At 65.6% G+C, this 23726-nt stretch carries 22 protein-coding genes; 10 read left to right on the top strand and 12 right to left on the bottom strand.

Annotated elements, in window-relative coordinates; translation table 11 throughout:
• Positions 1-126 precede the first annotated feature (126 nt).
• The 7 genes from ACZK3W_RS18770 to ACZK3W_RS18740 all read left to right on the top strand — a co-directional run bounded on the left by ACZK3W_RS18770 (position 127) and on the right by ACZK3W_RS18740 (position 6976).
• A complete protein-coding gene (locus tag ACZK3W_RS18770; RefSeq protein ID WP_293794486.1) occupies positions 127-3156 on the top strand; it encodes an autotransporter family protein in 3030 nt (1009 codons plus the stop codon).
• Positions 3157-3414: 258 nt separating this feature from the next.
• Positions 3415-4449, top strand: a complete 1035-nt coding sequence (locus ACZK3W_RS18765) for a S41 family peptidase (protein WP_125895631.1) — start codon at positions 3415-3417, stop codon at positions 4447-4449.
• Positions 4450-4452: 3 nt separating this feature from the next.
• A complete protein-coding gene (locus tag ACZK3W_RS18760; RefSeq protein WP_125895630.1) occupies positions 4453-4665 on the top strand; it encodes a hypothetical protein in 213 nt (70 codons plus the stop codon).
• Between the two features lie 150 nt (positions 4666-4815).
• Positions 4816-5853, top strand: a complete 1038-nt coding sequence (locus ACZK3W_RS18755; protein ID WP_049400477.1) for a S41 family peptidase — start codon at positions 4816-4818, stop codon at positions 5851-5853.
• Positions 5854-5856: 3 nt separating this feature from the next.
• On the top strand, positions 5857-6192 hold the full coding sequence (locus ACZK3W_RS18750; RefSeq protein ID WP_125895629.1) for a hypothetical protein: 336 nt from the start codon (positions 5857-5859) through the stop codon (positions 6190-6192).
• A 49-nt stretch (positions 6193-6241) separates the two neighbouring features.
• Positions 6242-6676 carry an SseB family protein gene (locus ACZK3W_RS18745; RefSeq protein ID WP_125895628.1) on the top strand — a complete coding sequence of 145 codons (435 nt, stop codon included), beginning with the start codon at positions 6242-6244 and terminating at the stop codon, positions 6674-6676.
• 102 nt (positions 6677-6778) lie between these two features.
• Positions 6779-6976: a hypothetical protein gene (locus tag ACZK3W_RS18740; protein ID WP_125895627.1), complete on the top strand. Its 198-nt coding sequence runs from the start codon at positions 6779-6781 to the stop codon at positions 6974-6976.
• 46 nt (positions 6977-7022) lie between these two features.
• Here ACZK3W_RS18740 and ACZK3W_RS18735 read toward each other — a convergent pair whose 3' ends face one another.
• From ACZK3W_RS18735 to ACZK3W_RS18725, 3 genes are all read right to left on the bottom strand, one after another.
• Entirely contained in the window at positions 7023-8243 is a 1221-nt protein-coding gene (locus ACZK3W_RS18735) for a multifunctional CCA addition/repair protein (RefSeq protein ID WP_478450178.1), read from the bottom strand.
• 113 nt (positions 8244-8356) lie between these two features.
• Positions 8357-8593, bottom strand: coding sequence for a hypothetical protein (locus tag ACZK3W_RS18730; RefSeq protein ID WP_478450177.1), 237 nt, complete (start codon positions 8591-8593; stop codon positions 8357-8359).
• 68 nt (positions 8594-8661) lie between these two features.
• Entirely contained in the window at positions 8662-10647 is a 1986-nt protein-coding gene (locus ACZK3W_RS18725) for a transglycosylase SLT domain-containing protein (RefSeq protein ID WP_180838435.1), read from the bottom strand.
• A gap of 151 nt (positions 10648-10798) precedes the next feature.
• Here ACZK3W_RS18725 and ACZK3W_RS18720 point away from each other — a divergent pair, with 151 nt between their 5' ends.
• Positions 10799-11206 carry an ExbD/TolR family protein gene (locus tag ACZK3W_RS18720; protein WP_032128960.1) on the top strand — a complete coding sequence of 136 codons (408 nt, stop codon included), beginning with the start codon at positions 10799-10801 and terminating at the stop codon, positions 11204-11206.
• A 57-nt stretch (positions 11207-11263) separates the two neighbouring features.
• On the opposite strand, the gene ACZK3W_RS18715 is transcribed toward ACZK3W_RS18720, so the two are convergent.
• The gene (locus tag ACZK3W_RS18715) at positions 11264-12151 is read right to left on the bottom strand and encodes a hypothetical protein (RefSeq protein ID WP_279913754.1); all 888 of its coding nucleotides are present in this window, start codon (positions 12149-12151) and stop codon (positions 11264-11266) included.
• A 259-nt stretch (positions 12152-12410) separates the two neighbouring features.
• Here ACZK3W_RS18715 and ACZK3W_RS18710 point away from each other — a divergent pair, with 259 nt between their 5' ends.
• Entirely contained in the window at positions 12411-15272 is a 2862-nt protein-coding gene (locus ACZK3W_RS18710; protein ID WP_049421358.1) for a TonB-dependent receptor, read from the top strand.
• 70 nt (positions 15273-15342) lie between these two features.
• Here ACZK3W_RS18710 and ACZK3W_RS18705 read toward each other — a convergent pair whose 3' ends face one another.
• The 4 genes from ACZK3W_RS18705 to ACZK3W_RS18690 all read right to left on the bottom strand — a co-directional run bounded on the left by ACZK3W_RS18705 (position 15343) and on the right by ACZK3W_RS18690 (position 19377).
• Entirely contained in the window at positions 15343-15777 is a 435-nt protein-coding gene (locus ACZK3W_RS18705; protein ID WP_478450176.1) for a hypothetical protein, read from the bottom strand.
• A 171-nt stretch (positions 15778-15948) separates the two neighbouring features.
• On the bottom strand, positions 15949-18093 hold the full coding sequence (gene fhuE / locus ACZK3W_RS18700) for a ferric-rhodotorulic acid/ferric-coprogen receptor FhuE (RefSeq protein WP_032128963.1): 2145 nt from the start codon (positions 18091-18093) through the stop codon (positions 15949-15951).
• A gap of 172 nt (positions 18094-18265) precedes the next feature.
• On the bottom strand, positions 18266-18817 hold the full coding sequence (locus tag ACZK3W_RS18695) for a M23 family metallopeptidase (protein WP_478450175.1): 552 nt from the start codon (positions 18815-18817) through the stop codon (positions 18266-18268).
• A 77-nt stretch (positions 18818-18894) separates the two neighbouring features.
• On the bottom strand, positions 18895-19377 hold the full coding sequence (locus tag ACZK3W_RS18690) for an Lrp/AsnC family transcriptional regulator (RefSeq protein WP_164081387.1): 483 nt from the start codon (positions 19375-19377) through the stop codon (positions 18895-18897).
• Positions 19378-19449: 72 nt separating this feature from the next.
• Here ACZK3W_RS18690 and ACZK3W_RS18685 point away from each other — a divergent pair, with 72 nt between their 5' ends.
• Positions 19450-20325 (top strand): EamA family transporter, encoded by an 876-nt coding sequence (locus ACZK3W_RS18685; RefSeq protein WP_032128972.1) that lies wholly within the window; start codon positions 19450-19452, stop codon positions 20323-20325.
• Positions 20326-20383: 58 nt separating this feature from the next.
• Here ACZK3W_RS18685 and ACZK3W_RS18680 read toward each other — a convergent pair whose 3' ends face one another.
• From ACZK3W_RS18680 to ACZK3W_RS18665, 4 genes are all read right to left on the bottom strand, one after another.
• Positions 20384-21121: an endonuclease/exonuclease/phosphatase family protein gene (locus tag ACZK3W_RS18680; RefSeq protein WP_182474396.1), complete on the bottom strand. Its 738-nt coding sequence runs from the start codon at positions 21119-21121 to the stop codon at positions 20384-20386.
• Positions 21122-21174: 53 nt separating this feature from the next.
• Positions 21175-22002, bottom strand: coding sequence for a thiol:disulfide interchange protein DsbA/DsbL (locus tag ACZK3W_RS18675; protein ID WP_478450174.1), 828 nt, complete (start codon positions 22000-22002; stop codon positions 21175-21177).
• Between the two features lie 106 nt (positions 22003-22108).
• Positions 22109-22759 carry a thiol:disulfide interchange protein DsbA/DsbL gene (locus ACZK3W_RS18670; protein WP_478450173.1) on the bottom strand — a complete coding sequence of 217 codons (651 nt, stop codon included), beginning with the start codon at positions 22757-22759 and terminating at the stop codon, positions 22109-22111.
• Positions 22760-22865: 106 nt separating this feature from the next.
• Complete coding sequence (locus ACZK3W_RS18665; RefSeq protein ID WP_032128969.1) at positions 22866-23666, bottom strand: c-type cytochrome; 801 nt, start codon at positions 23664-23666, stop codon at positions 22866-22868.
• Positions 23667-23726: the final 60 nt, after the last annotated feature.

Raw genomic sequence — 23726 nt, 5'->3', positions numbered from 1 at the left:
CGATTTCACATCTGAACTGTGATTCTCTGCACGCAAGTTCACCTGTCGAAACGGTTCACCACACGGCAGACTGCAAGCGCAGTGCCGCACATACGCAGTTCCTGATTTCCCGTCCAGGAGTGCCCCATGTCCCGTGCCGTTCCGCGTGCGTTCCGCCCGCGCCGCCTTGCTGTTTCCGTGTTGCAGGCCCTCGCCGTTCCCTCCCTGCTTCTGACGACCGCCAGCGTCGCCTGGGCCGGCTGTAACAACTCGACACCGACCGCCGGCCAGACGGTCACCTGTGATGCCAACGCACCGAATCCGCAGACCACTCCCGTTACCGCCAGTGGCGCGGCTGGCGTCACCGTCAACGTCGGCAATGGTGCCCAGTTGCAGCAGAGTGGTGGTGGATCGGCTCTCGCGCTGGTCGGTGCCGGTGGTCACCTGCTGTCAAACCAGGGCGCGATCAGTTCGGTGGGCGGTGTGGCCGTGCAGCTTGGGGGTGGCAGCCGCGTCGACAACACCGGCAGCATCAGCGCCGGCAACAACATTGCCCTGCAGTTCGTCGGCGGCGGTAACAGCGTGGTGATCAACCGAGGAACCATCAGTGGCCGTACAGGCGCGCAGTTCGATGCGGGCAACGATCGCTTCGAGATGCAGGCCGGCAGCATCACCGGAGGCGTACTGCAGGGCGATGGAAACGATGTGCTGCTGCTCAGCGACGGCACGATCGACAGCGTCGACCAGGGCGGTGGCGATGACCAGATGACTGTCACCGGCGGCACCGTCACCGGCGTGGTGGTGCAGGGCAGTGGCCGCGATGATTTCGTCATGAGTGGCGGCACGATCGGCGCGCTGCAGCAGGGCGACAACATCGATACCTTCCGCATGAGCGGTGGCCGCATCGTCGGTGCGTTCGAGGATGGCGACCAGGCCTGGATGACCGCTGGCCGCATCGGCCGCGTCAACATGAAGCTGGACAAGAATCTGTGGGATCAGTCCGGCGGCATCGTTGAGGGCAACGTGGTCACCGGCTTCGACACCGACACCATCATCATCTCGGGTACGGCCTACATCGGCGGCAACATCAGTGTCAGTGGTGGTGCCGACAGCGTGACCATCACCGATGGCACCGTGCGCGGCCAGGTACTGCTCAGCACCGGCAACGACACCTTCAACTGGAACGGCGGCGGCATCGTCTACGGCGCGATCGACATGGGGCCGGACAACGACGTGGCCAACCTCAGCAACCTCAACCAGGGCAACCTTGGTGCAGTGCCGCTGTTCGACGGTGGCAGTGGCATCGATCAGCTCAACTTCAACAACGTCAAGGCTGCGGGCGTGGGACGCTTCCAGAACTGGGAGACAATCAGCCTGGCCAACAGCACCGAGCTGACCTTCGATGGTGATCTGGTGCTGGGTGACAGCGGAACCGGCACCGGCACGCTCACGGTGGATGACACCAGCACTGTCTACGCGGGCAGTGGCGGCCATGCCGTCCGTCCGTTCAACAGTGGCACACTGGTGGAGATGGTCAATGCCGGGCGCATCGACCTGACCGGTGCCGGCGCTGGCGACGTGTTCACCGTGCGTGGCAACTACCGCGGTGACGGTGGCGGCCTGTACCTGCGTACCGTGCTGGGTGCGGACAATTCCACCAGCGATCGACTGGTGATCGATAGCGGTGCCGCCACCGGCACGACCGGCATCGGCGTCATCAACGCTGGAGGCAGTGGAGCGGCCACGTTGGCCGATGGCATCCTGTTGGTGCAGGCGTTGAATGGTGGTCGCACCGCGCCGGGCGCGTTTTCGCTGTTCGCACCGGTGGCGGCCGGTGCCTACGAGTACTTCCTGTTCAAGGGCGGTGTCAGTGCCGGTACCAGCGAGAACTGGTACCTGCGCTCGACCGTGGTGGCCGGGCCTGCACCGGCGCCCAACGGAAGCGGTATCAATGGCGCGCCGCCGCCGCCGACGCCACCCGTCGCACCCCCACCACCGATCACCCCGGCACCGCCACCGCCGCCCGAAGGCGCCACCGATCCGGATCTGACCGCAGGCGAGACCGCGCCGCCACCACCGCCGCCGGAACCCGTGCCGGTGGCGCCGCCCAGTGATCCAGCGGTGCCGGACGTGCCGGTGGCTGGCGGAGCGCTGCCCGGAACCGGTGCGCCGCCGACGCCGGGTGCACGCCCCGCCGAGGGCGCAGTGGTACCGCTGTACCGCGTGGAAACCGCCACCTACGCCGTGGTGCCGCCGCTGCTGCGCGAGACCTCGCTGGCCAGCCTCGGCACGTTCCATGAGCGGCAGGGCGAGCAGCGCCTGCTGTACAACCAGGGCGCATTCCGCACGGCCTGGGGCCGGTTGGTGGGGCAGAGCAGCGAGATCCATTGGAAGGGCGATGCGCAGCCGGGCTTCGATGGCGATGTGATGGGCCTGCAGGCCGGCCTCGATGTGTGGGCCACGGCCAATGACAGCCATCGCAATCAGATCGGCGTGTTCGTCGGCCGCACCCGCGCGCAGGGCAAGACCACCGGCCTGGCACTCGGCTGGGAGAACGTGCAGGTGGGGCAGAACCGCTTGGACGACAAGCACGTGGGCCTGTACTGGACGTTCACCGACAGCAGCGGGGGGTACATCGACGCCGTGGCGATGCAGAGCCGTTACGACGGCCGCGTACGTTCCTCTCGCGGGCTCGGCTTCGGCCTGAGCGGCGACGGCACCAGCGTGTCGGTGGAGGCCGGCAAGCCGCTGCTGCACTTCGGTCAGTCCGCATGGTGGCTGGAACCGCAGGTGCAGGTGATCTGGCAGCGCACCTCGCTGGACGACCGTCGCGATGAAGTATCGAGCGTGCGTTTCGACAACGACAATGCCTGGACCGGCCGCATCGGCCTGCGCCTGGCCGGCGATTACCAGTTGGCCGACAACGGCTGGCAACCGTACTTCAAGCTCAATTACTGGCATGGCCGTTCCGGCGAGGATCGCATCGGCTTCGACGATGACGTGATCGTCAACTCGCCGCGCTCGCGCGCAGTGGAAGCCGGCGTGGGTGTGGTCGGGCGCTTCAATCGCACCATCAGTGCGTACGCCGTGGCCGACTACACGTGCGAGCTGGGCGGCGACCGCAACGAGAAGCGCCGCATCATCGAAGGCAACATCGGCCTGCGCGCGGACTGGTGACCACCGCAGGATTGGGTAGGTGCCGACCTGGGTCGGCACAGATTCCACCGGCGCCATGACCTTGCTCTGGTAGGTGCCGACCTTGGTCGGCACGACTCTCTCCGCTGCCATGACCCTGTAGAGCCGAGCCATGCTCGGCTGCTTCGGTCCACTCCCACAGAGCCGAGCATGGGCTCGGCTCTATAGAACACTGGTGCGTGGCGAGATCGATCCCGCCACGGCTATCCTAAGGCTTCGATACATGACAAGGAGTCGTCGATGCTGGACCTAAGGAATGTTCGTGCCGCCATGCTCGCCACGCTGCTGCTTTCATCTGCGGCCGCTGTTGCAGAGGAAACAGTGGAGCTGCCGTCGCCCGAGGCGCGTGAGCAGATGCTGCAATTGTTGGAAACCCAGTCCTTGTACCGTGGCCGCGTCGATTGGAACGACGTGCGCGCACGCCTGAACGCCGCAGGCGATGACCGCGCACAACAGCGCCGTGTTCTGGATGAGGCCGCCGCACGCAGCAGCGGAGGCCACGGCCGTTGGTTTTCACCAAGCGAGCAGCGTCAGCGCTCCGAACGTGCTCAGCGCTTGAATGCCGCTCAGGCGACCGACCTCGCTGCCCCCAGACACGCCAATCCCCGCATCGGCGTGCTGCGGGTGAGCCCCTTCGTGGAAGACCTGCAACGCAGCGAATCGGAACGTTATGAAGCACGCAAGGTCTACGCGCTGGCGTTGCAGGAGCGTATCGCTGGCCTGGATGACGGAATGCGGTGCGGCTGGGTAGTGGATGTAAGCAGCAATGGCGGCGGCAACATGTGGCCGATGTTGTTTGGTTTGTTGCCATTGCTGCATGGAACGCCGGATACGCAGGGAGCGTTGATCGGCGCTTTCCGTAGTGCCAATGGATTGCTGTGGTGGCGGCAGGCGGAAGGTGAAGTCGTGCAAGGCAACGCATCGATGCTGCGTTCACGACAGGGCGCGTATCGGCTGCGTGCGGGCACGGCACCGGTGGCGGTGGTGATGGGGGCAGGCACTGCCAGCTCCGGCGAAGCAGTGGCACTCGCGTTTCGAGGGCAACCAGGGAGTCGTAGTTTCGGTCAGCCGAGCGCGGGCTTTTCTACCGGCAATCGACCGACGACGCTGGTGGACGGTACCACCTTGCTGTTGACCCACAACGTCATGACCGACCGTAACGGCCAGGGCGACGGTGGCAGGATGCAGCCGGATCAGGCTACCCCCAGCGGACCAGCCACCCTTGCCGCCGCCCAAGCCTGGCTGCTGGCCCAGCCCGCCTGCCAGAGCAGCTGATCCATGATCCTGAACGGCCAGCAGGAGCGGGTGGTGGTCGGCCCAACCGAACCCCAACACTGCCTGCGCTGCCAGACGGAAACCGAGTTCGCGCCCCAGCTGCGCTACAAGATGGCGCGCATCGACCTGCTGTTCGGCCTCACCTACCATCGCCGCTACGAGACCCGCTCTGGTAGGTGTCGACCTTGGTCGGCACAGATTCCACCGGCGCCATGACCCTGTAGAGCCGAGCCATGCTCGGCTGCTTTGATCGTGTCCCATGCAGCCGAGCATGGGCTCGGCTCTACAACGGCTATCCGCATAATGGCGCGGCATGATTCGCCACGGTTATGCTGTGAACCTGACCCAACGACAAGGAAACGTCGCATGCAGATGTGCAAGGGAGTGCCTGGGAATGGCGCGCTGATACTGACCCTTCTGGCAGCCAACGCAACGGCCGCCATCGCGTCCACCACCGAAGTACCTTCGCCGGAAGCGCAGGTACAGATCCTGGATCTGCTCGAGCATGAAGCCTTGTACCGCGACAAAGTGGACTGGCCTGCCGCTCGTAAGCGACTGGCGTCGTTGCAGGCGTACCCGGGTGCGTTGCATACCGCTCTGCGTGAGATCATCGTGGAGAGCACCGGGGGGCATGGTGTCTGGATGACGCTTGCACGCAAGCGTGAAGCCACGGAGCGCTCGAAGCAGGTCGGCGCTGAGGCCGTTGCCAAGGCGAAAGTGACTGGTGCCGTCGATGCACGCATTGGCTGGGTGGTCATCGAAGGCTATGCCGCCACGCCGGGGGCTGCGCGGCAGGACGAGTTCAATCAGGACATCCAGCGCGCGCTGCAATGGCAGGATGTCATCCGTGGCAAGGACAGCGGCGATCGCTGTGGCTGGATTGTCGATCTGCGCAGCAACCATGGGGGCAACATGTGGCCGATGCTGCTGGGTGTTGCGCCGTTGCTGCGCACGTCGTCGACAGGCGTGGAAGAGGTCGGGTCGTTTGCTACTGCCCACGGGTCGCGGCGCTGGAGTCTGACGCCGACCATGGTGCAGGTCGATGGTCGTCCCAGGCTGGGATTCGGTCGACCGGGGTATTCCCTCAAGCAGCCCGGCGCGCCCGTCGCCGTTCTGGTCGGGTCGAATACCGCCAGCTCTGGCGAAGCGACGATGCTGTCATTCAGGGGGCGCCCCCAGACGCGGAGTTTCGGGCAGTCGACAGCGGGCTTCTCGACAAGCAACGATACGCGGCCCCTGGTGGATGGCAGTGTGTTGGCAGTGACGACCGCGGTGATGAAAGACCGCACTGGCGCTGGCGCCGGTGCCAGGATTACTCCGGATGAATTGACGACAGGCGATGCGGCCACCCTTGCCGCCGCCCAAGCCTGGCTGCTGGCCCAACCCGCCTGCCAGGGCCGCTGATCCATGATCCTGATCGGCCAGCAGGAACGGGTGATGGTGGTCGGCCCGACCGAAGCCCACCACTGCCTGCGCTGCCAGACGGAAACCGAGTTCGCGCCCCAGCTGCGCTACAGGATGGCGCGCATCGACCTGCTGTTTGGCCTCACTTACCACCGCCGTTATGAGCTGGCCTGCACCCGGTGCGGGCACGGCTGGGTGCTGGACACCGACACCATGGACCAGCAGCTGGGTGGGGTGCCGATCTCGTGGCGGCACCGCTTCGGCCTGCCGCTGATGCTGGTGGTGGTGGCCGGTCTGGCGGCGTTGGGCTGGCTGTGGCGGCACGGATTCCTCGGTTGAGGACCGGGCCTGTTAAAGTCTGCCCTGCAATCACGTACCGGAAGCGACCATGGACCACGACACCCCGTTCGACCCCCTCAACGACCTCGAGGTGCGCCTGTTGCAGGCCCAGGACGGCACGCTGACCGCAGCGCAGTTCCTCGACGGCCTGCTGACCTCGACGGCGTTCGTGCTGCTGGACAAGGCCATTGGCGAAGACGGCGCCTGGGACGAGAGCATCTCGCCGCTGGTGCTGACCAGCGAGAGCGGCGAGGCGATGTTCGCGGTGTTCACCGCGCCCGAGCGTGCTGGCCTGTGGCACGAGCAGCTGCCGCAGTTCGCCCATGCCATGCCGATTGCGGTGCATGCGCTGTTGGCCGGTATCGGCGACGGCGTCGGCCTGGTGCTGAACCCGGGCCTGGACGTGGGCATGGAGATGATTCCCGATGCCGTGGCCCAGCTGAAGCAGCGTGCAGCGGCGATCACCCGCGGCATGGCGCACTGAATCCAGGGATTGTCTGGTTGCCGGCCAGCGGCCGGCACTACCCGTGATGCCGGACGGCGGCGATGGTTTGCAAGTGCGTCCTGTTCAATGGAGAGGAGCATCGTGGGCAAGCGTTCTAACCGATCGCTGTGGGTCTATGAGATCGGCCTTCTTGCGGGTTTGGCACTGGCAGCTGCGTTCATCACCCGGTTCAATCCGGTGGAGACGCTCCGGTTGGGTGGTTGGCTCTTCCTCTTGATGCAACCTATCTTGTTGGGTGCTCATGCAGTCGACCACTTCTCGCGCAAGCGTCGTCGATAGACGGGCGATGTGAAGGTGCCGGCCAGCGGCCGGCACTACCCGGGCTTCAGCGGGCGGCGGCGATGGCTTTCACCCGCGCCTTGGCCAGCGCCTCGCCAATGGCCGGGCCCTTCAGATGCGTGGTATCCAGATCCCGTGCCTGCACTGACAGCGCCGCCTGGTGCAGGCGCTTGAGCGTTTCGCCCTGTGGGTAGTCGGCATCCTCGAAACCGAGCCGACCGCGCTTGTCGGCCTCGCAGCACAGCGCGATACGAGCCACGCGCTCTGGCCTGCGCAGCGCATCGCAGCGGCCCAGCAGTTCCAGCACAGTGGCATCGCGCAGTTCGTCGATGCGGTGCACGTTCAAGTGCTCGCGGCAGACCGCTTCGGCCAGCTGCTGGTGCTCGGTGGGAATCTTCAACCGCGCGCACAATGCCTTCAGCGGTTTGATGCCGCGCTGCTCGTGCATGATGTGGCGTGGCCATTCCTCCGGCGGGGTCAGGCCCTTGCCGAGGTCGTGGGTGAGGGCAGCGAAGCCGACTAGGTCATCACCCGGTGCCAGTTTCGCGGCCATGTCGCTGACCATTTCCTGGTGGATGCCGGTGTCGACTTCCGGATGGAATTCGGCACGCTGCGGCACGCCATACAGCGCTTCCAGCTCGGGCAGGATCGGGCCCAACGCATGCGCAGCGTGCAGCGTGCGCAGGAAGGCGGAGGGCCGTTCACTGACCAGCGCCTTGCGCAGTTCCTGCCAGACGCGTTCCGGCACCAGCGCGTCCAGCTCGCCACTGGCGGCGACCTCGCGCATCAGTGCCATGGTCTCTTCGGCGACGGTGAAGCCCAGTGGCGCGAAGCGCGCCATGAAGCGCGCCGCGCGCAGCACGCGCAGCGGATCTTCCACGAACGCAGGACCGACGTGGCGCAGCACGCGCTGTTCAATATCGCGCACGCCACCGTAAGGATCGACCAGCGTGCCGGTGTCTTCGTCACAGGCGATCGCGTTGATGGTGAAGTCGCGGCGCTGCAGGTCTTCTTCCAGCGTCACCGCCGGATCGGCATCGACCACGAAGCCGCGATAGCCACGGCCGGATTTACGCTCGGTGCGCGCCAGCGCGTATTCCTCGCCGGTCTTCGGGTGCAGGAACACCGGGAAATCGCGGCCGACGGTGGTGTAGCCCTGCGCCTCCATCTGCGCGGGCGTAGCACCGACCACAACCCAGTCACGGTCGCCGGCAGGGCGCTGCAGCAGGCGGTCGCGTACGGCGCCGCCGACAAGATAGATCTTCATGGGGGGATGATCGCACGGTAGGTGCATGAGCATCGGCAGTGCCGGCCGCTGGCCGGCAACCCTTGGACAATGGCGGTTGCCGGCCAGCGGCCGGCACTACCGATGAAGAGGAATCACTGCAGGCCGCGCCACTCCGGCACGAACAGGCCAGCCAGGAACCACAGCCCGTAGACGATCCACAGGCAGAGGAAGTACAGCTTGATCTGCGCTTCGTCCCACAGGCTGCCCCAGCTGTCGATGAAGGCCAGCGACTTCCAGCCTTCCATCCAGGCCGCGCCACCCCAGCGCAATACCCAGGTGGCGAACAGGCTCCAGGCGGCGAACATCCCGATCCAGGCCAGCAGGCTCATCGCTTTCCCCTCCCCGGGAAATGGAGATCGGGTCGTGCCGGCCAGCGGCCGGCACGACCGCATTGCGATCAATCGCCGCCCTGGTCAGCGTTGGCGGCGCAGCTGAAGCTCTTGCGCTTGTCCACCAGGCGGCCCATCAGGCGGTCGCTCAGAGGCAGCGCATCACCATTGAGGCGCCAGTCGTAGATCACGCTGAAGGCCAGCACGCGTGCGACGTACTCGCGGGTTTCCTTGTAGCTGATGGTCTCGATCCACAGGTCCGGGTCATAACCCGGGCGCTGGCCCTGCCAACGCGCGGTCGGGGTCGGGCCGGCGTTGTAGGCGGCGATGGTCACGTACGGCAGGCCGTCGTACTTGTTCATCAGCTGGCGCAGATAGGCGGTACCGATGGCGATGTTGGTGTCCGGGTCGTACAGGCTGTCGGCACCGCCGTAGCCGGTCAGGCCGATCGACTTGGCCACGCCGGCACCGGTGGCCGGCAGCACCTGCATCAGGCCCATGGCGTTGGCAGGCGAGCGCGCGCGCGGGGTGAAGGTGCTCTCGGCGCGGATCTCTGCCGCCACCCAGGCCGGATCGATCGCGTTGCGTGCCGATTCGCGGCGGATGGTGGCGTCGTGGTGCAGGGGGAAACGCAGGTCGTACAGGCGCTGTTCCTGCGGCTGCTTGCCGAGTGCGAACACGGCGCGGTCGAACCAGCCATTGTCCTGCGCCACGCGCACCGCGAGGCGGCGCTGGGTATCATCGAAGCGCGACAGCGCGCTGTTCCATTCGGCCACGGCCCAGCCGGCGCGGTCGATCTGATACAGCGCCATCGCGCGCTGGATGGCCGGATCACGCGCGATCACCGCTTGTGCCTGCGCGCTGTCGTTCGGCTTCCACGGGCACAGCGTGTAGCCCTGCTGCAGTTTGTCGGCGGCGAGGAAACCATGGAAGGTCGGTGCGCGCGCGGCCTCGCGGAACAGCGGCTGCGCCTGTTGGGCCTGGCCGGTCTTCTCCAGCATGCGGCCTTCGAAGTAGCGCCAGCGCGGGTCGCTGCGCTGCTTGCTGCCCATCTTGCGGATCGCGGTCAGCGCTGCCGGCCAGTCGCCGCGCGACATCGCTTCGCGCACGCGCCATTCGTGCAGGCGTTCGTCGTACGCCGATTCCGGCACCGCATTGAGACGGCGCGCCGAATCGGGCAGGTAGGACGCCACCGTCCACAGTGCGATCTGGTACAGCACCTGGCCCTGCTGCTCGGCACTCAGGCCCAGTGCCTGCGCGTACTGAGGCAGCTGCTGTTCGGTGGCGCCGGGATCGGCCTTGGCCAGCTTGGCCAGGCCATCAGTGGCGATGCGCCGGCTGCGCTCGTTGCGCGGCCAGTTCAATGCGCTGGCATTGGGCTTGTCGACAAAGGCCGCGTAATTGTTGGCCAGCGCCAGGTCGGTGGCGGGCAGGCCCCGTGCGGCGCTGCGCATCACAGCGGGTTGCTGGGCGTCGGCGGCAGCGTCGATGCGTTCCCAGCGCAGCGCGTCGCTCAGACCACCCTGTGCCTGCAGCACGGCAAAAACGGCATCACAGCCGTCCGGCAGCGACTTGCCGTTCTTGCGCCACAGATCCTGCGCTTCACTGATCCACTGCGGATCGACCTTACCGGTCACCTGGCGCGCGGTCAGCTGCGCACAGCGCAGGCCGGCGTTGTCGGTGGGCGCCCAGTTGGCGAGCAGGGTCGGCCAGTCCTGGCGGCGTGCGACCGAGGGCAGCCATACGCTGCGGAACGTGGTGGCCACGGCCTGGCCGTCATAGCGCTTGAGGAAGGCCTGCGCCTGCGCGGTATCGACGGTGTCGATGTTGCGGCGCAGGTTGGCGTACTCCAGCCAGCCGTATGCCGGATGGCGGCTGAGTGCGGCGGCTTGGCCGGGATCGAACTGGCCGCGTTCGGCGGCAGCGATCGCGGCCTTCAGCTGCGCGTTCTGAGCGTCGAGGGACTGGGCATTGGCGCAGCCGATCAGCAGCGTGGTGGCCAAGGGCAGCAGGGACAGGGCGGTCGAAGAGCGTCGGGTCATGGCGGGCAGCATAGCGGGCAATGGCTGAATTCAGTTTCGCATTGCGTGCACGCGATGGGTCGGCAACGGCAGCTGAATGCTCGTGCTGCAGGCACTGCCTCGCGAGCCTGCGGGCGACGTAGTGTCGAGCTTGGGCGAACGGCCCGGCTGCAGGGAGCGGCACATGGCGTTCAGTAGCGCAGGAAGAAGCGGCCCGCTGGCGGACATCAATGTCACGCCACTGGTGGATGTGATGCTGGTGCTGTTGATCATCTTCATCGTGACCGCGCCGATCGTGGCCCGGCCGATAGCCGTGCAGTTGCCACAGGCCACCGATCGCGTGGTCGACCGTCCCGAACCGCCACCGCCGATCGAGCTGCGCCTGGACGCTGCCAACCAGCTCAGCTGGAATGGCCAGCCGATGGCGATCAGTGAGCTGCAGGCGCGCCTGCAGGCACAGGCGGGCGAACATGCCGGCAACCTGCCGGAGCTGCGTATCGCCACCGATCCGGCGGCCGAATACGAAGGCATGGCGAGGATTCTGGCCGCAGCCGAGGCGACCGGCATGGAGCGCATTGCGTTCGTGCGGTGAGATGGGTGGGGCGCTGTTGGGGGGGGGCGATGTACCCTCAACAGCGCCCACCTTTAGTCAGTATTGCTGGCAATAGACTGTGCGGCCGTCCCAGCTGCAGGAAATCCGACTGCTGGACCCGCGTTGGACCGGCACGCCATACATCTGAGCAGAGCGGGCCCATTTATCGACATCGCCGTCGTGGCGGAAGTAATACTGTCCAGCGTAAGAAGGAGCTGTGACAGGATCTGCAATGGTCTCATCTGGGACCTTGTTTCCAGTGCCGTCCCGGCTCTCACCTTTCTGGTATTTGGCCTCTGCTACGTTATCAGGGGTGATTCGATAGAGGGTTTTTGATCCGTCTCTCCAAGTAATTACTATATTGACTGATCCGCCCCCTTTGATGCTTGCCCAGTTGAGCGAAAATTGCTGTATGGAAAGCGCGAAGCTGTTCCACGCTGGGTTGCTTGTATTGGCTCCTGCGATTTCTAAGGCTAAATACTGGCCTAGTCGCGTCCTCATGGTCGCAGAGCTTACGATCTCGAACGCGTCGGACGATTTGTACGATTCTGGAAATCGCATCCCATTGGAATTCCCCGGATTGTCGGGGTGGAGAGGGACCATTGCGCCTCCCCCCGCATTTGGAAGAGCGTGGCTCGGCTGATCACTGACGCCAGATACACTTTCCACAATCCGGAGAAATGCCATTTGGATCTGGCTGGGTACGGGGGTCGGAAGGGCTCTCCATTTTCTCATTTCCCGATCATATTCAACATCGAATGCAGTCAGTTGTGCTTTTTCGAAGTCAATTATCACTGTGAGGCCAGATCCAGACTGTAGAGCGACGGATTTGGGCGATACACAATTGTTGCACTCGATGAGGCCGCCTGCTTCGGATTCACCTGCAAATGAAAAGAAGAAAAGTGCGAAGATCGCTGCTTGCAGTCTGGCAGTAGTTGCTTTCACGATTGGACCTCGCTTTGAGCGTCGGAGGTCTGAGTCTCTGCCGGATTCGTGGTTCAATCTGGCAAAAGTCTGGAATTTAAAATAATTCCTAGATGTTGAACCAATTGCGGATGCCGATGGATCATTCGTCATGATTGCGTGAAAGGGTGTCGCCGGTCACGTCGCGATTTTTACTACTTGTTTACAAAGGAGACGGCGCCGCCATGCAGGGAGGGAGTGCGGCAGCCCATGTCCCGACATTCCTTTGGAGAGAGAGCGAATGAATCACCTGCACCACCGCCCTTTGGCGGTTGCCGTCGCGCTGTGCGTGATGACCCTGGCACCGTTGGGTGCCGCTGCACAATCCACCACCAACCTCGATGCGGTGGAAGTCACCGGTACCCGCATCAAGCGCGCTGAAGTCGAAGGCCAGGTGCCGATCCAGACGCTGACCCGCGGTGATATCGAACGCACCGGCCTGACCTCGATCGGCGAAGTGCTGCAGCAGCTCACCGGTTCCGGTTCCGCGCTCAATGCCAAGTTCAATTCGTCCGGCAACTTCGGCTTCCCGCCCGATGGCAGTGGTGTAGGTGCTGGCTCGGCGCAGGTGGACCTGCGCCATCTGGGCGCCAAGCGCGTGCTGGTGCTGGTTGACGGCATCCGCTGGGTCAATGAGTCGTCCGCTTCCGGTGTGGGCTCGGCCACCGACCTCAACACCATTCCGCTGGCCATCGTCGAGCGCATCGAAGTGCTGGAAGATGGCGCGTCGTCGCTGTATGGCTCCGATGCCATTGCCGGTGTGGTCAACATCATCACCCGCCGCGACTTCGATGGCGGCCAGGTGACCCTGAACTACGGCGAGTACAGCAAGGGCGATGGCACGCAGAAGGGCGTGGACCTGGCCTGGGGCAAGAGCGGCGACCGCTTCAGCCTGTTCCTCGGCGCCAGCTGGACCAAGCAGGATCCGGTGTTCGCCAAGGACCGCGAGCAGTCGCGCTTCCCGATTCCCGGCACCGGCCTGGCCTTCGGCAGCGGTGGCATTCCGCAGGGCCGTTTCATGTTCACCGACCCGAACACCGGTGCGGTGCAGAACATCGTGCCCAATACCGGCGTGAGCAACCCGCGCTACGACGGCAGTGCCGGCTGCGCGCGCACCGATGACTATCACTGCTTCACCAGTGCTGATCGCTTCAACTTCGCCGAATACAACATGGTGCTGACACCGTCGGAGCGTAAAGGCCTGTTCGGTCAGTTCCGCTTCGACATCACCGACAACGTGCAGTGGTACGTCAAGGCACTGGGCAACCGCCGTGAGTCGACCAACCAGGCCGGCCCGGAGCCGCTGTTCTTCGGTCCCGATGGCGCCACCGGCAATCCGCTGGCCGACAACATCACCGTGTCTGCGCTCAACCCGTACAACCCGTTCGGCTTCGACCTGGTCTCGGGTGACAACCTGAGCCTGATCGGTCGCCGTCCAGTAGAAGGCGGCGCGCGCGTGTTCAAGCAGGAAGTGGACACCACGTATTTCGCCACCGGCTTCGTCGGCAACTTCCAGGCGGCTGACCGCAGCTGGTACTGGGACGTCAACGGCATGTACAGCAAGAACAAGGCCGAACAGACCAACTACGGCAGCTACAACATCTACAACGTCAACATGGCGCTGGGCGATCCGTCCGTCTGTGCGGCGACGCCGGGCTGCGTACCGCTGAACATCTTCGGCGGTGCCGGTTCGATCACTCCGGACATGCTGAAGTGGATCCAGCCGGTGGTGCGTGACCGCAGCCAGAACGAGCTGAGCCTGTTCACCGCCAACCTGTCCAGCGACCTGTTCACGCTGCCGGCCGGCCCGGTGTCGTTCGCTACCGGCTTCGAGTATCGCAAGTACGAGGGTTCGTACCAGCCCGATCCGCTGACGGTGGCGGGCCACTACAACGGCGTGCCTTCGCAGCCGACATCCGGCTCGTATGACGTCAACGAGGCCTACCTGGAGTTGAGCGTGCCGATCTTCGCCGACTCTTCATTCGGCAAGAAGCTGGACCTGAGCCTGGCCGGGCGCTATTCGGACTACTCGACCTTCGGTGGCGAGTTCACGCCCAAGTACGGCCTGCGTTGGCAGGTGACCGACGATTTCGTGCTGCGCACGACCTATGCCGAGGGCTTCCGTGCACCGTCGATTGGTGAGTTGTACGGTTCGGCCGCGCGTGCCGACCTGCAGTTGTTCGATCCATGCTCGGTGGGCCTGGGCGGTACGCCGCCGCGCGGCAGCGCCGCCAACTGTGCCGCGCTGGGCGTGCCGGCCGGCTTCCAGCAGGCCAACTCGCAGATCTCGGTGACCACCGGCGGCAACCGCGAGCTGGATCCGGAGCGCTCGCGCAGTTTCAGTGCCGGATTCGTGTGGAGCCCGTGGTTTGGCAACAACACCTCGTGGTCCGAGCGCTTCGACGTGGAGGTGACCTTCTATCGCCATGCCATCGATGGCGCGATCCAGGCAATCAACGCGCAGACCCAGCTGGACCTGTGCGTGGAAACGCTGGATCCGATCTACTGCGATGGCATCACCCGCGCCAGTACCGGTGCAGTGAGCAGCTTCAACAACCGCCTGACCAATCTCGGCTCGATCAAGACCGATGGCTGGGACGTGGATCTGTTCTGGACGTTGCCGCAGAGCTCGATCGGCCAGTTCAAGCTGGGCTGGAAGAACACGTTCGTCGGCCGCTACGAGGCCACCGGTGCGGCGGGCCAGAAGCAGCCGCAGAAGCCGGGCGTGGAAGTGGCCGACAGCTCGATTCCGGAATGGACCAGCAATGCCAGCATCGGCTGGACGCTGGACCGCTGGAGTGCCAACTGGACCGTTCGGCATATCTCCGAATTGACCGAGAACTGCGGTGACGCCTCTGTATTCCCGGTCTGCAGCAACCAGGCCGCAGGCACCAATACGCTGTCGGCCACTACCTTCCATGACATGCAGGTGGGCTACAAGATCGACTGGATGAAGGGGCTGCAGCTGACCGCTGGCCTGAACAACGTGTTCGACAAGGATCCGCCGATCTGCCTGTCGTGCTCGTTGAACGGTTACGACGCTTCGACCTATGACATCCCGCGTGGCCGCTACTGGTACCTGCGCGCGGACCTGCGTTTCTGATGAAGGGACGGCGCCGGGCTCAGCCCGGCGCCGTTGCAGCGTCGAGCCATGCTCGACTCCATGAATGTGGTCAATCCGGAATGTCCTGTTCCGGGTCATCCTGTTCAAGGCTGGCACGGCGGAACGCGGTGCGTGCCCATCCCAGTCCGGCCACGATCATCATCGGCCCGACCGCGAAGGCGGGCAGTGAGGGAATGCGGAACTGTGGCAGCGTTTGGACCAGCAGGTTGTACAGGATCCAGGCCACCAGGATCAGGCCGATCCCCGCGCACAACAGTCCGAACAGCACCTGTGGAATGCCCATTGCCAATCCCAGCGCGCGCTCGGAGCGGGTAGGAGTGGGGATGGTGCGCAGTTCACGGCCCAGATCGAACCAGAACAGGATCGCTGCGGGCAGGCCGATCAGCAGAAGCAGGATGAAGTAGCCATTGCCTGTAGCGACCATCAGCGGCAGCGACGAGAACAGGGCCACGAGCGATAGACCGAGTTTCGTGCGGGTGCGCATGGCCGGTCGTCCTTGAGGGGGAAGGCGCGAGGTATCCGTCTGCGCGACGCTACACCTGCAAGGGCAGCGCGGCAACGGGGGCGCTGGGCGCCCCCGTTGTGGTGTCGAGCCGTGCTCGACGACCCCGTGTGATCGAGTCGAGCATGGCTCGACGCTACAAGGCCGGTTGGATCAGAACGCCCAGGTGAACGTCAGCGAGCCATTGCGGCCGTCGCCGTAGGCACCGTAGCCGGTGATCTGCGAGTAGTACTTCTTGTCCAGCAGGTTGTTGAGGTTGGCCTGCACGCTGAACTCCGGCGAGATGCGGTAGCGCACGAAGGCACTGACCAGCGCGTAGCCTTCCTGTTCGAAACGGCCCACTACCGGCGCAGCGTAGTAGATGCGGTTCTGCCAGTTGGCACCGCCGCCGACGGTCAGTTCCTGCAGCGATTGCGGGGTGTAGCTGGTGAACAGCTTCAGCGCGGTCTGCGGCAGGTTGGTGTTGATGTCGGCGCCGTTGATGTCCTTGGCCACGTAACGTGAAGCACCGAAGGTCGCGTTCCAGCCCGGTGCCAGTTCGCCGTTCACTTCGAACTCGAAGCCGCGGCTGACGGTGCCACGTGCAGCGATGTAGGCGGTCTCGTTCATTTGCCCGTCGACCTTGTCCATGGTTTCCTGGCCAACGTTGTCCTGCTCGATGCGGAACACTGCCACGGATGCATTCAGCCGGTTGTCGAACCACGCGCCCTTGACGCCGACTTCGTAGCTCTTGCCATCGACCGGATCGAGGTAGCTGCCCTGCTTGTTGCGCAGCGTCTGCGGCTGGAAGATCTCGGTATAGCTGGCGTAGGCGGAGTAGGTATCGTTGATGTCGTAGACCAGGCCGGCATACGGCGTGGTCACTTTGTGCGAGCGGTCGTTTCCTTCGTCTTCGCTCTTCCAGTCGGTGTAGCGCGCACCGATGATCAGCTTCAGTGGATCGGCCAGCGACAGGCGTGCGGCGGCATAGCCGGCCTTCTGGGTGATGGTGCCCTGGCTGGCAAGCTTCAGCGGTCGCCAGTTCGGCTGCGGGAAATCACCGGTCCAGCCGAAGTAGCTGGCCAGCGGCAGGTACTGTGCATTCGGATCGTTGAAGTCAGGCTGGAAATCACCATAGTTGGCGAACTCACGCTTGTTGTAGCTCAGGCCGGCCATGAACTGGTGCTCGCGGCCGAACAGCTGGAACGGCCCATCGATGTAGCCATCGATGCCATCAACCTTGCGCTCGGTGTTGTAGAAGCCGGCCATCGGCGTGATGCCGGCGCCCGTGGTCTTGTTGAACGCGGTGTAGGCCGGATAGAACAGCTTGTCGTCGGCCTTGGTGCGGTCGTGGGTGGCGCCGATCTTGAACTTCCAGCCGTTGCTGAAGGCATGCTGCAGGGTGGCGAACGCACGCTTGCTGGTGGTGTCCCAGTAGGTCCAGTCCGGCGACGGATTGAACGAGGTCGGATAGTTGGTCGGGCTGCCATCGGCGTACCACATCGGGAAGCCGCCCCAGGTCGCGCCGTTGGCGCGCTTCTGCTGGTAGTCGTAGCCCACGCTGAGCTGCGTGTCCGGGGTCAGGTCGGCGTCGATGACGGCATAACCCAGCGTCTTGCGCTGGTTGTAGCGGTCCATCTGACCATCGGTGTCCAGGTAGCTGCCGATCACCCGGCCGCGCACCGTGCCACTGGCGTTCAGCGCCGTGCCCACGTCCACGGTGGTGCGCGTGCGGCCCCAACTGCCGACGTTCACCGAGATGCTGCCGGTCAGTTCTGCGCTGTCGGCGTGTTTGCGGATGAGGTTCACCGAGGCGGACGGATTGCCGGCACCGCTGAGCAGGCCGGTAGCGCCGCGTACCACTTCCACGCGGTCGTACAGCGCAAGATCGAGGCCGGAATCGCCGTAGCTCCAGTTCTGCACCATCTGCGTCGGCAGGCCATCGAACTGGTAGGCATCGATGTAGAAGCCACGCGCGTAGAACTCGGTGCGCTCGCTGTCGGACTGGGTGCTGGTCACGCCGGTGGTGTTGGCCAGCACGTCGATGATGTCGTCCAGCTTCTGATCTTCGATGCGCTGGTGGCTGATGATGCTGACCGACTGCGGGATCTCGCGCGGTGCCAGATCGAAGCGGGTACCGGCCGAGGTGCGGCGCACCGAATAGCCTTCGGCACGTTCGCCCTTGACCACCACCTTGTCCAGCGTGGTCGGATCGGCGGCGGTGTCGGCGAAGGCGGCCGGGGCCACGGCGCAGAGAACGGCAAGCACGGCAACGGACAGCCGCTGCGGCTGCAGGGTACGGAAGGCGGGACGGGTCATGGGGGTCCTGGACGAGCACGCGCGTTCGGCCGGCATCCAGGAGGCGAGGCGCTACGGATAGGGGAAGGGCGGGCAGGCCGTCCTGGCACCACCGGAAACGAAAGAAATGGTAATACGAACTATTCCTATTTACAAATCATGAACGTTTCGGTGCGCGGGTGCGCCGTGGCGATCAGCGCAGCAACGGCAACGGGTCGCGGGGGCCGTTCGTGCCGTAGATGCCCCAGTGCAGATGCGGCGGCGTGCCCTTGGCATTGCCGCTGTCGCCCACGTGGCCGAGCAGGTCACCGGCCTGCACCACCTGGCCGCGCGCCAGGCCCTCGGCCCAGCCTTCCAGATGCGCGTAGTAGTAGCGTTCCCGCCCGGGCCCGATCACCCAGACCTGGCGACCACCGAGGCCGCGTTCGCTGACATCCGCGATGACGCCGGCAGTGACGCTGCGCACCGGCGTGCCGCGCTGGGCGAAGATATCGATGCCGGCGTGGGAGCGGTCGCGGCCGCGCGGCGCGCCGAAGGTATCGGCGATCTGGCGGGGGTGCACACCCTCCACCGGCACCGGGAGTTCGGTGGCCGGCGGCATGCGCGAGAGTGTCCACAGCATCCTCGGCGTGGCCGCCCATGGGCTGTTCCACAGCGCCATCGCGGCAACGACGGCAATGGCCAGCCACAGACCGCGCAGCAGCCAGCGGCGCAGGCGACCGGCAGGAGAGGACGGAGTGCTCATGGTCTCCGACTGTAGCGTCGAGCCATGCTCGACGGCTGTTGCTCTGCGGTAAAAGCGCAGTCGAGCATGGCTCGACGCTACAGAACCGGTGCCAGCGGGACCTCGAAACTCCGCTTCAAGGTGCCCAGTGCCACCGAGGTACGGAAGCGCTCGATGTTGTCATCGCCACCGAACAAGCGCTCGGTGATCGCCTCGTACTCCTCCATCGACGCCGCCGAAAGCAACAGCAGGAAATCGCCATCGCCGGTGATCGAGTAGCACTGCTGCACGGCCGGGTCGTCCTGTACGCGGCGCTTGAACGGCGCCACCCGCTCGCGCTGCTCGCTGACCACGCGCACCTCGACGATGATGGTCAGCGGCCGCCCGACCTTGGCGGCGGCGACCACCGCTACATTGGCCGCGATCACGCCGCTGTCCTGCAGGCGCTTGATGCGGCGCTGCACGGCCGGGGTGGACAGGTGCACGGCCTCGGCGATTTCGCGCTGCGGCAGGGTGTTGTCCCGCTGCAGCAGGTCGAGGATGGCGCGGTCGAAACTGTCGAGCACGGGGGCGATGGACATGGCGAGCAGAAGTTGCACGAACGGGCCGTCAATTGAGCCAAGTGCTCGGCGCCGGCGCAATAGACTTTGCGCATGCAGACCTCACGACTCGCGCCGATGTTGCCGGCGCTGGCGGTGCTCGGCTCGGTCACCTCGCTGGCCATCGGCACCTCCTACGCAAAACACCTGTTCCCGCTGATCGGTGCCCAGGGCACCAGCGCGCTGCGCGTGGGCTTTTCGGCGCTGTTGCTGCTGCTGTTCTGGCGGCCATGGCGCTGGAAGACCAGCCGCGTGGATGCGATCACCATCCTGCGCTACGGGCTCACCCTGGGCCTGATGAACCTGCTGTTCTACATGGCCCTGCGCACGATTCCCTTCGGCATCGCGGTGGCCATCGAGTTCACCGGGCCGCTGACGGTGGCGATGCTGTCATCACGACGACCGATCGACTTCCTGTGGGTAGGCTGCGCGGCGGTGGGGCTGCTGTTGCTGTTGCCGATCGGTGGCGGCCCGGCGCTGGACCCGGCCGGCGTGCTGTATGCCATGGGTGCGGCGGCGTGCTGGGGCCTGTACATCGTGTTCGGCAAGCGTGCCGGCCATCTGCACGCCGGGCATTCGGTGTCGCTGGGGCTGCTGGCGGCGTCGCTGGTGGTGGTGCCGGTGGGCGTGGTGCATGCCGGCGCCGCACTGCTCGATCCGAAGATCCTGGCCGCTGGCCTGCTGGTGGCGTTGGTGTCCAGCGCGATCCCGATGTCGCTGGAGATGATGGCGCTCAAGCGCCTGCCCAAGGAGACCTTCGGCATCCTGATCAGCATGGAGCCGGCAGTAGCCGCGCTGTGGGCGATGCTGCTGCTGCACGAGCACCTGCATGGATTGCAGTGGCTGGCGATCGGCTGCACGGTGCTGGCCTCGGTGGGCAGCACGATGACCGCGCGGCGGCTGAAGGTGCCAGTGGTGCAGGCGGGGTAGCGCCGGGCCATGCCCGGCGGAGAGCGTGCCAACCAAGGTTGGCACCCACCAGGAGCGGTCAGCGCAGGGCGTTGGCCGGAACGTCGATCTGCATCGCCAGGGCGAGGTGATCGGAGAACGCGGCCGGTACGGCTTCCACGGTACGGGTCTGCAGGCCGCTGCTGACCAGGATGTGGTCGATGGCGCGATCGGGGCGCCAGCTGGGGAAGGTCGGCACGATGCAGCCGGGGGGCTGCAGCCGGGTCTTCTGGTACAGCACCTGCATTTCCGGGCGTTCGGCCAGGCAGTTGAAGTCGCCCATCAGGACGGCGTTGGGATGGTCGGACAGCAGCTCGGCAATGAAGCCCAGCTGCGACATCCGCGAACCCGCGCCCAGCGACAGATGGGCTACCGCTACCGCCAGGCCATCGGCGCCGTCGCCGAACTTGGCCAGCAGCACGCCGCGCCCGCCGATGCGGCCGGGCAGGGCGTGATCCTGCACTTCCACCGGTTCCAGCTTGCTCAGCAGGCCGTTGGCGCTGGAGGCGACCCCGCCCATGCGCCGGTTCGGCTGGTGGCTCCAGTAGTTGAAGCCGGCACGCTGGGCCAGGTAGTGGGTCTGGTTGGTGAAGCCCGAGCGCAGGCTGCCCGGGTCGGCCTCCTGCAGGCCGACGATGTCATGTTCGCGCGCCAGGGTGGCGATCGCGTCCAGGCTGCTGCGCTTGCGGCCCGCCGGCAGCGCATGTGACCAGCTACGGGTCACATAGTCGCTGTAGCGGCGGGTACTTGAGCCGGCCTGGATGTTGGCCGTCAGCAAGCGCAGGGTCCGTGTACGGGGGGAATTCACGGCCGGGAAACGCTTCTCTTGGATCAGTGAGCCTGGGCCGCACCGCGTTCGCGGGCGATCAGGTGGTCGGCAATGCGCAGCATGTCCGGGAAGCTCTTGCCCTTCACCAGGTACTTGCCGTTGACGATGATCGACGGGGTGCCGCTGATCTGGCTGCGCTGGGCGAACTGCTTGGCCGAGTTGGTCTTGGCATTCACCGCGAAGCTGCCCATGGTGGCGGCGAACTGCTTGGGATCCACGCCGTAGGCACCGTAGAACTTGGCGATGTCGTCAACCGAATCGGTGCCGCGCTCGCCCTTCAGGGTCTTCTGCGAATGGATGGCAGCGTACAGGGCTTCGTGGGTCTTCTCCTGCACGCCCAGGGTCTGCGCGGCGTAGAAGGCACGGGCGTAGTTGTCCCAGGTACCGCCGAACATGGCCGGCACGTAGACGAAGTTCACGTCGCTCGGCAGGCCGGCCTTCCACGGGCCGACCAGCGGCTGGAACGCGGCGCAGGCCGGGCAGACATAGCCGAAGATCTCGGTCACTTCGATCTTGCCGGCGGCCGGCTGGAACGGCTGGCCGTTCGGGATCACCTGGTAGTCGGCGCCTTCCACCGGGGCCGGGCCGGTCAGTGCGGTGGTGGTCGGGGCCGGTGCAGCGGCCGGGGCGGCTTCAGCCGGCGCCTTGTCGCCTTCAGCGACCGGTGCGGCACCTTCGCTGCCAGCGGCCGGAGCGGCCGGTTCGGTGGTCGCCGGAGCTGCAGCCGGTTCGGCCGGGGCCGCGGTGGTGTTGGTGCTGCCGTCGTCGGCCTTGCAGGCCGCCAGGATCGGCAGCAGCGCTGCGAGGGCGAGGGCGTAACGGATCTTCATGGAAACGTCTCCAGCATCTGGAAAGGTGGGGCCGGCGTCATGCGCCGGCCAGGGGGAAATGATGACACGCGGCGGCGACAGCGCCGTGTCGGTGGTGGGTGTTGGTTCAGCGGCCGCGGGCGGCGCGGGCCTGGGCGATCAGCGCCGAGGCGATGCGCAGCTGGTCGTCGAAGCTGTCGCCACGGACCAGGTACTGGCCGTTGATGATCAGCGCCGGGGTCCCGGGGATCTTGGTGCGCTGGGCGAACGCGCGGGCGGCATCGACCTTCTTCTGTACGGCATCGCCGCGCAGGGCCTGCAGGTAACGGTCCGGGGTCACGCCGTAGGCCTTGTAGAAGGTGGCGAGCTCATCGGCCGAGACGTTCTGCATCGGCAGCGAGCCGTCCTGGTGCAGGGCCTTGAACACGGCGCCATGGCTGCGCTTGGCCACGCCGACTTCGTCGGCGGCGTAGTAGGCCAGTGCCCAGGCATCCCAGGCGCCGCCGAAGGCTGCCGGAACCGGAGTGAAGCGCACATCGGCCGGCAGCTTAGCTGCCCAGGCTTCCAGCTGCGGTTCGAAACGGGCGCAGTGCGGGCAGGTGTAGCCGAAGACCTCGACCACCTCGATCTTGCCGGCCAGCGGCTGCAACGGGCCCGGCTGGGCGATGCGCTCGTAGTCCTTGCCTTCGACCAGCGGGGCATTGGCGGGGGTGGCGGCGCAGGCTACCAGTGGCAGCAGCACCAGCACAGACAACAGCAGGCGGGAAATCAACCTCATCGACACGCATCTCCGTTGAAAAAAGCAACGCCGGCGCGGTCGCCGGCGTGAAGGAAACATACCGCAGCCGCGGGCCGGCGTGGCGACCCGGGCCGACCAGTGGTGGTCAGGGGGCGGCAGCCGGTTGTGCCGGCGCGGTGGCAACGGCCACGTCGTCGGCCTTGTTGTGCAGGCCCTGCAGGTAGCTCGACAGCGCCTGCACCTCCTGCTCGCTCAGCTTCTGCGCAACCGCAGCCATGATCTGGAAGTGCGCCTTGTCGGTCTCGTTGGTCTGGCCGGCCTGGTATTCCTGCAGGCGGCGCGCGACATAGCTGGCGTGCTGGCCGCCGATGTGCGGATAGGCCGGGCCCGGATTACCGGCGCCACTGGGGCCGTGGCAGGCCATGCAGGCCGGCAGGCCGCGTTTGGCGTCACCGCCACGGTACAGCTGCTGGCCGATCTCGTAGAACTTCATGCCCTTGTAGGGGCCGTCGGTGACCGCCGTGTCATCGGCGATGCCGGCAGTGGCCTTCTGCGTGGCGAAGAACGCGCCGATGTCGCGCATGTCCTGCGGGGTGAGGTTCTGTACGAACGGCACCATCGCCACCGCCGCGCCGGAGCTGCGCTGCCCATTGGCGATCAGGGCCATCTGCTGGGCGACGTAGCGTTCGCTCTGGCCGGCGATGGACGGGTACATCTCCACCGTGGAATTGCCGTCGGCGCCATGGCAGGCCGCGCAGGCCGAGGCCTTGGTCTGGCCGGCCTTGGCATCGCCCCAGTGGGTCTTGCTGAAATCGACCTCCAGCGAGGCGGTGTTGATCGGCCCGTTGTCGGGCAGCGGGGTCAACGTGGTCTGCGCGAACGCAGCGGCGGCAACGACTACGGCAGTGGCAAGGGCGGATACGGCAAGAACGCGAGCGTGGCGCATGCTAAAGCTCCGTATGGACCGGGCCGGGCGGCAGCCACGGCATCGTCCGGATTATCAACG

This window comes from Stenotrophomonas sp. 80084_Sma, assembly GCF_056481995.1.
This window is presented reverse-complemented; position numbering and strand designations above follow the sequence as displayed.